The following is a 7,815-nucleotide window of genomic DNA, read 5'->3' as shown; positions in this document are numbered from 1 at the left end:
CATCCTCCAACGCGCTCTTTTTTTCCATCTTTACAGCAGATTTGTAAGGACACAGATCACCCACAATCCTTCTATGTTCTTTAAAGATTTACGCTTTATCATTTTTACGCTTTTAAAAAATTACAGAAAACAGCAAAGCAGTATAAAATCCGTCACATGATACCACTTTAAAAAGCTGTCTTTAATAAACCTATAGCCGTCTCTTGAAAAAAACGCATCTATCAACCGTTGTCCATCAAGTTTTAAAGCCTTCGCGTTGCTTGCACAAATCAACAAAGAAACATAGAAACACCGACTCTCTCTATGGAAACGATTCCGCAATCACAAACACCAGAAAAGTAAGGCATGCTTCAAGACATCTCCTGAAATATCTGCCCTCAAATATCAAATCTCTGTCTCTCTCAGATTTAAGATCCCAAAAACAAAGGACTTTGCACGCCCCTCACACGCAACAAAACGCCATTATTTTGCACATTCACGTGTTTATTTTAAAGAAATACCCGTCAGCACAAAAAATCCCCTGTCACAACAACCTGCAGGTATACTGGTAAAGCCATTGTCCACCACCATCTTTACGTTTATCAAGCACGCGACGGTACCACCATTTTCCTTACCAGTGAAAATATTGCCATGCCCTTTGCATGGAAAGCGTTTAGAAAAGCCGTTTTTACTCTTTTCTTAAGGTTTTAAAGAAGTCCTACTAACATGACAGCCTCAACTTATAATGTGCAAATAATAATGTGCAAATAATGTGCAAACAAATGATTTTGATTGCTTCACTCTCAGAGGATTTAAAATGAGAGAATTTTACAATATTCAAAGCTCTCATTCGACACGCAAAATGATAAACTATCCTTATAAATCAATTGATTGCACTTGTTCTACACCTAAAACAAAAAAGCAGCTTAAAAATTCGTTTCCTTGTATTCTAAAAAATAGTTTTACAGAAACACAGAAAAGAGTATAAAATGAAACACGATGGTAAGCTTGTTTATCGATCAAAAATACGTTTATAGAAGCTCTTTTTGATCTTCCCTCTTTACAAACCAATATCTTACGACTTTTACAGAAGAAAATACATACTATCCGCATCATAAACTGTGCAATGCATAAAACTTTTGCTGTTTTTAGAGAGATCCTTTTTTCCTATCCTCTATAACACTGAGAAGTCCACTTATGATGTTTTCTAATAAGAGCATTTTTTAAAAGAATCTGCAAAAAATACAAAACCAGCAGCCTTGTTGTTTTGTCCTGTTCTGGTCTTTATCTCATCCCTTAATGCCTGCTTGCACTTCTATGGGCATGCCTCTTTCTCTCAAACTTCTCGGTGCACAACTTGTCTCAAACTTCTTCAATGCACAACGTGTTTTGTGAGCATACTCCTGTAAAGTTACAGGGAAACTGAAGGAAGAAAAACCATAAGAAAACTTAAAACATTTCCCACAAGCGCACTGCTCTCCCCACGCTCCTCATTGCTTATTCCTTTACCGTTATCGCATTTTTATCCAAAAAAATCGAAGCTAGCTTCATCAAAAATGTAATGAAAGTTGCGCTATTGTACCCCGATAATCTCAATCCATAGCTCCAGCTTTATGGCTTCACGAAAATTTCTCCGCCTTTAAAAGCGCAAAAATTGTGCACGCATAGGGATTATACCTCGTTGTGTGAACAACAAAACCGGTTGTCCCATACCCGCTAGGAACATAATCATTAAAATGCTTCCCCATCATCAAAGCTGCTTAAGCATATTGGGCAATTCATCTTCCCAAAAGGCATATCCTCGTTTAACAGGAAAAATCCATACGCGTCTCTGATCGCTGCAGTAAAAAATCTGCTCTCATGACAAAGCCATCACGAGAAGACCGCCCCTCATGATAACAGAAAAAACAGTAATTCACCGACAGATAAGCTCTTCCCCTCCCCCTCATTTTTGACCAGCAAACATTTTTAGTCAAAAACTCTTCCTATTTAACGCCTCTTCTTGTTTAACGCAAAGAACTGGAAAAATGAATCAAACAGGCTGAGAAATTGACCATACCCATTTCAAGAAAAAGCGTTCCAATCACAAGGCATTGACAACAAAGAAGATATCTCCTCAGCGGATCAAAAGCTGGAGAGCTTTTTTTCTCAAAAGCTTTCGCAAAAAATTTGCAAAAAAGAAGCGGCACAGTTAACAGAGTGCCGCACTTTTAGTTATAACATTCAAAAGGAAAATCTCTTAAAAGACCTCTTTAAGAAGAGGAAGAAAACCAATAAGACAACAACTCATATCTTACGGGATCATCAGCACATTGCCCAGTTCCACATTCAAGTATAGTAGAAACTAAATTTGCTGCGATTAAAAATATAAAGAGAAAACTTGCCATTCTACTGAGTGAAGGAAAAGGTGCAGACATTTTGAATGTGTAAGATAATTCACCGAGAATCATGAGGAAGGCAACTGCAAAAATACACATCACTGCAATAATGAATGCCCAAGTATAAAAATGCAGTCCAAAGAAGGTTGAACCATATCCAAGATCATCTGGAGTGATATGTAAAAACACCTGACGTGCAGCAACCACACTGGTTACCATACAACCAAGAATAACCATACCATAATGGGTATTTTTGACTTTATGGTGAATATTGAGAAGGAAGCCACATCCTGCCAGGATCAAACCGACGCGCTGAAGAAGACAAAGAGGGCAAGGCAGTTCAAACTTTACCAGTTGATAATAGAAAGCCACCAACAGGACAAAAGAAAGTCCTATCAGTCCTAATGTATTCATAAATATAACGAAATGATGATTTTTTTGTTGAACATGTTCCATGATTATTATCTCAAAAAGACAAGTTTAAAGTAGAAGTTGCATGATGATTAAAAGTAAGAAGAATAACAACCAAGAGAACTGCCCATAAGGCATAACTTATGTTTTTCTTGCCATACACAGTCGTTACTGCTGTACCTAAAGCGATTAAAAACGGAACAAACATTCTAGTCTCCTTTCTTATATGATTGCATAGATATCGCAAAATGAGGCTAAAAAGAGACAATATATTTAATTATTCACAATTCATTACAAATTATTACAATCCACAATTATATTTTGTTTTCTTTATGAAGGGGAGGCAAGATAATGAAACAGAAAGGCTGCTAAAAGCAAATTTCAAGCAAAAAGTTTTAGCATGCACTAACTTTTTCATGAAGCAAAAGAACGTATTTCCCCCCTCCCCCTACAAGAATCATCTAAACGACAAAATAATGCTTATTCGCTCAATATTGAGATTTTTATATCTGTATTTTTACAATCTACAGTTCTTCTTTTTGCCATAAAGAGCTCTTTTTGCACCATACAAATGACAGTTCAAATGATAACATCACTATGCCCATTTTTCTGCTTTTTTAGCAAACAAAAAACGATGAGAATTTCCCAAGATTTTACAACAGATCTGTTTATATCGCTAAAATCTCCCAGAAAAAAGAATTCGAATAATTTTCAAAAGAGCATTAAGAGTAAAAGCAGTATCCAATATTCTGGAGGGGAGTATATTAAAATATTGAGCATCGGGAATAAAAGTGGGACTAAAAAAGCCAAACTTCTCGAAAGTGCTTATCCTCTCAAAAAGATTGCTCCATCAACGCGGTTTGGCATGCGGAAGATATAAATCTACGGTCGGAGATTTCGACTACACTCCCAGATTTTGACTACACAGTTAGATTTTATCAGTGCAGGGACTCTTTCAGCTCTGCAATATTTCTATGCTCACTTAAACGATCCGAAAGATCATCTTAAAAGAAAAAACAAGTGCTCAGGATATCAAGAGCAACTTAAAAAAAACGCATCATACTGAAGAAACATGCCATACAAAAAATGAGAAGATAAAAGTCAGATGCATTTTATTGCCATAAGGAGAGCTTGGGAGTGTTTATTTTTTTGATAAATGCAAGCAAATATGCAAACATCACGAAAACCTGAAAACAAGAGAGAAATTGAAATGGGGGATGAGACGAATGGGTTCATTATTAATTGATGTTAACAACGTCTCAAAAATATACCGCAGCATAAACAGTGCAACTGGTTTCAAAAATAAGGTGGTCTCTCTTTTCAAACCAACCTATTCAAATCATCACGTGCTAAAAGATATCAGCTTCACCCTTTATTCATGACAATCGCTAGCCCTAGTTGGTCCGGATGGAGCAGGAAAATCAACACTGAATTAAAATACTTTCTGGTATACAATATGCCAATGAAGGAAGCGTTAAAGTCTTAAGGGTGAACCGTACAAAGCCAAAAAACTCTGTTCAAGTCTCTAGACGTAATCTTTGGTCACAAAAATTGCTTATGGTGGGATTTACCTTTACGCTACAGTCTAGAGATGGTTCAACCCTTATATGACCTTGAAGGAAGCTCTTTGTCGCCGCCCCCTTAAAGAGATCACTGAATTATTGGATATTGAACATATCATGAATAAGCCAGTACGCATGCTCAGTCTTGGTGAGAGAGTAAAAAGCGAATTAGCATTCAATTTGTCCTTTAAGCCTCAACTGTTATTTCTCGATGAACCAACAATTGGTCTTGATATTACCTCGAAACATGAAATCAAAGAACTGCTGAAAAAACTAAAAAAAGAGCAAGGTCTAGGATATATCACTACAAGTCATGATATGGGAGATATCGATGGTTATGTTGATGATATTATTCTTTTGCATAAAGGAAAAAAACAATTTCATGGCGCTATTGAGACGCTCAAAGAGATGATCCCCTCATGTTTGAGAATAACGCTTTTTTGTGAACACTTGCCAAAAGCTTCAAGTATTATAAAAAGCATTGATGCACTTGTGTTAAAATTATCCAACCCTTTAAAAGAGCAACACTTTAATGATGAAAAATGTACACAGGAGATTTCACTCACCCGTGAAGATGTTGCCTATTTCATAAGAGAGATCGCAACAGAACTTAACTGTCCGTTCTCTGTGTCCACTCCCTCACTTGAAGAGATGCTGCGTGTTAAATTTAAAGAATTTCTCTAACCATTGCTTTGCTCTCTTTCTCTTTGCCAAGAATGGATTGCGCACACTTCTCAATGACAAAGCAATATTTTTTACCGATATTGTTATGGGAACACTCTCACCCTTCGTGCTTCAACTTCTGTTGTGGAATATCCTTTTTTCTGAGAGGGGCGACAGCATAAACGGTTTTGTCTTTGGTGATATGATCTATTATTATGCCTTTACCTTAATTTTTTCACGCTTAAATAATGGTTATGATTTAATTTAATCTTTCTCTCAGCATGTGAAAGGAGGGAAATTAGAATTCTATCTCACCAAACCCTTCAGTTACATGATGCAAATGCTGTTACCCTTTTTGGGTGAAAGTGTTCTCTATACCATGCCCTTACTAGTTATTTTTGCTGTAAAGCTTATTTTATCCTATGAAAATATTTTAAGATTGTTCATAGCTTTTCTGTTGTTTTCTCGCAATTGCTGTGTTTTGTCCTTTCCTTTGCCATTGCCTTATTGAGTTTCTGGGTAATTGAATACAATATCTTGCTGTTTTTTAGTATTCTCAGTTCAGCGCTTTTTGGTGGCACTCTTGTTCCTCCCTCTTTTTGGCCAACATGGCTCATTCCATTGATGCAGTTTAATCCTTATCGTTTCACGATATCGGCTCCTGCCGAATTTCTCTCCACACAGACCCTAGCGGTATTTCAACAATTGCTGTTAGGGAGTATTTTTTATATTTCGCGTCTTTTATTCTTCATTCATCTTGCTTGGAAGAAAGGAATGAAATCCTATCATGGAGCGGGGGGATGAGGTGCAAACAATCCTTTACTTTATCAGCATGAATATGCGCCACCAAATTATCTATGGAAAGAATTTCACGGGAGAATTTATTTTTTCTCTTTGCTATGCTATTATTTTATTCAATTTCTCTTTATTGATAAAATCTCTTCTTTTTCAGGAAGCATTGGGAACTATAGCAGAGATGAAATTCATCTTATCTTTGTAGTTTTCATTTTGCTTGGGATATTTTTACCAATTCTATTGAAAGTTTTTTTGGAAACGTCGCAGAAGGTAAGATTGAGGGAGATCTGACCAAGCTTGTTTCAATTTGGCTTTTAATCTTGCTTGGCTGGTGCAAACCTCTTTATCTTCTCAAGCTTTTTATTGTTTGTGTAAGTGCCTTTTTCTTTGTAACATTACCGGATATGTCAGAGATTAAAGCTGAGATGTTTTTTCTTTATCGTTGCAATTTCTTGTGTTTTTATCGTAAATTTATGTTTTTTCATGCTTTTCAACTTTATAACATTCCTAACCAGCCGTAAGATGCCTGTCGCCTATTTTCATGCAATGCTTTACCACCTTTCCTTTATGCCCATAGCAATTTATCCCCTAAATCTTGTAAAATGGCTTCTTTTTTTGTGCCCCTAGCGTTTTCTGCTTCCCTCCCCGTGTCACTTCTGCTTAGTAAAAATGAATGGTATATAGGCTATTTTTTGTTAAGCGCTATTTTCAGTATTTTCATAACTTTTGTTGTCTATAAAAAAACAATCTGTCACTTCAACGGACTTTGTGGATAAGAGGAAAAGCAGCTTGATTTCAACGGTATCGCAACATCATCATTGAAATAAATCAGCCCTTTAAAAATCTCTCTTTTCTAATTGGCGCTCTCCAAGAATATTGACTTTTCTAAACTATCGGGTTTGTGTATTTTCTAGCAGAACACACCCCTTACTCTTGTCTTTATTCTTGCTCTTAGCGCTCTTTATTGGCACGCACTTTAGAGCCCTCGTTGAGGGCTCTTACACATCTCTTCATTTCAGCTTTTATCGCACAAGACTTGCTGCAATCAAAGATATTAAGCTCTTTCACTTCATGGAATAAAGTAATTATCCAAACCTCAAAATCAAAAAAGCACAACTCTAGGAACATGAGGGGTAAAAGGAACAAGCAAAAATCATCAATCAAATCGTTAGATACCAATTTTATAAGACACATTTGAAGAAACGTGTAAGGTTTTTTAAAGCAAAATAAAAATCACTATTAAATAAAAACCGCGCTGTTGTGAATATTTTATAGGTCCTCCCATTGAGTACGGAACTTCTTTATCGTTTACTTTGTCTTACAATTGATAGCCCCTCTTCAATGAAAACCAAATTGAAAAAAACTGTTGTTCTGTGATCAATTGACTTTGCAAAAAGCGTTTAAGACTCTTAAAGAATAAAGGAGAAAGAATCGCCTTGAACACTTGAAAAGGATTTAGAATGACGAAACAATCATGTGACGTAGCGATTTTAATGGGCAGCCAATCGGATTGGCAAACGATGCACCATAGCTCGGATATTTTAACCTGTCTTGAGATTTCTCATACTGCGCAAATTATCTCTGCACACCGGACTCCTGAACGACTTTACCAATTTGCGAAAGGAGCAAAAGCGGCAGGTTTTAAAGTTTTAATTGCCGGAGCTGGTGGTGCAGCGCATCTTCCTGGTATGCTTGCAGCCCTCACCCCCCTTCCTGTTTTTGGAGTTCCAGTGCAGTCGCACACTCTCTCTGGTCAAGATTCTTTGCTTTCAATTGTGCAAATGCCGGCAGGAATACCGGTTGGCACATTAGCCATTGGCAAAGCAGGCGCTATTAATGCAGCACTGTTAGCAGCAGCCGTGATGGCAGTTTATGATGATCATTTGGCACAACGGTTAGACGATTGGCGTCAACAACAAACAGCCAATGTCGCACAAACGCCTAAAACTGAGGTTTAAAATGACACACTCATCCAGCACCCCCGCTTCATCCAGCACCCCCACCTCATCCAACGCGTCCTCCTCACA

7 protein-coding genes are annotated in these 7,815 nt (G+C 37.1%); 4 read left to right on the top strand and 3 right to left on the bottom strand.

Features of this window, described 5'->3' with window-relative positions:
• Positions 1 to 1,598 precede the first annotated feature (1,598 nt).
• The 3 genes from BN200_RS09900 to BN200_RS09190 form a co-directional block, all read right to left on the bottom strand.
• Complete coding sequence (locus BN200_RS09900) at positions 1,599 to 1,730, bottom strand: hypothetical protein (RefSeq protein WP_280109555.1); 132 nt, start codon at positions 1,728 to 1,730, stop codon at positions 1,599 to 1,601.
• 501 nt (positions 1,731 to 2,231) lie between these two features.
• A complete protein-coding gene (locus BN200_RS04295) occupies positions 2,232 to 2,813 on the bottom strand; it encodes a disulfide bond formation protein B (RefSeq protein ID WP_019221266.1) in 582 nt (193 codons plus the stop codon).
• A 10-nt stretch (positions 2,814 to 2,823) separates the two neighbouring features.
• Complete coding sequence (locus BN200_RS09190) at positions 2,824 to 2,976, bottom strand: DUF5993 family protein (protein WP_019221265.1); 153 nt, start codon at positions 2,974 to 2,976, stop codon at positions 2,824 to 2,826.
• Between the two features lie 1,399 nt (positions 2,977 to 4,375).
• Here BN200_RS09190 and BN200_RS09655 point away from each other — a divergent pair.
• The 4 genes from BN200_RS09655 to purE all read left to right on the top strand — a co-directional run bounded on the left by BN200_RS09655 (position 4,376) and on the right by purE (position 7,746).
• Positions 4,376 to 5,014: an ATP-binding cassette domain-containing protein gene (locus BN200_RS09655; protein WP_019221262.1), complete on the top strand. Its 639-nt coding sequence runs from the start codon at positions 4,376 to 4,378 to the stop codon at positions 5,012 to 5,014.
• Positions 4,989 to 5,261: a hypothetical protein gene (locus tag BN200_RS09650; RefSeq protein WP_244426871.1), complete on the top strand. Its 273-nt coding sequence runs from the start codon at positions 4,989 to 4,991 to the stop codon at positions 5,259 to 5,261. The genes BN200_RS09655 and BN200_RS09650 overlap by 26 nt, the downstream gene beginning before the upstream one ends.
• A gap of 269 nt (positions 5,262 to 5,530) precedes the next feature.
• Entirely contained in the window at positions 5,531 to 5,797 is a 267-nt protein-coding gene (locus BN200_RS09645) for a hypothetical protein (RefSeq protein ID WP_244426869.1), read from the top strand.
• Between the two features lie 1,451 nt (positions 5,798 to 7,248).
• On the top strand, positions 7,249 to 7,746 hold the full coding sequence (gene purE, locus BN200_RS04265; RefSeq protein WP_019221261.1) for a 5-(carboxyamino)imidazole ribonucleotide mutase: 498 nt from the start codon (positions 7,249 to 7,251) through the stop codon (positions 7,744 to 7,746).
• Positions 7,747 to 7,815 lie beyond the last annotated feature (69 nt).

Origin of the sequence: Bartonella senegalensis OS02, from assembly GCF_000312545.1 — a bacterium.
Classification (GTDB): domain Bacteria; phylum Pseudomonadota; class Alphaproteobacteria; order Rhizobiales; family Rhizobiaceae; genus Bartonella; species Bartonella senegalensis.
This window is presented reverse-complemented; position numbering and strand designations above follow the sequence as displayed.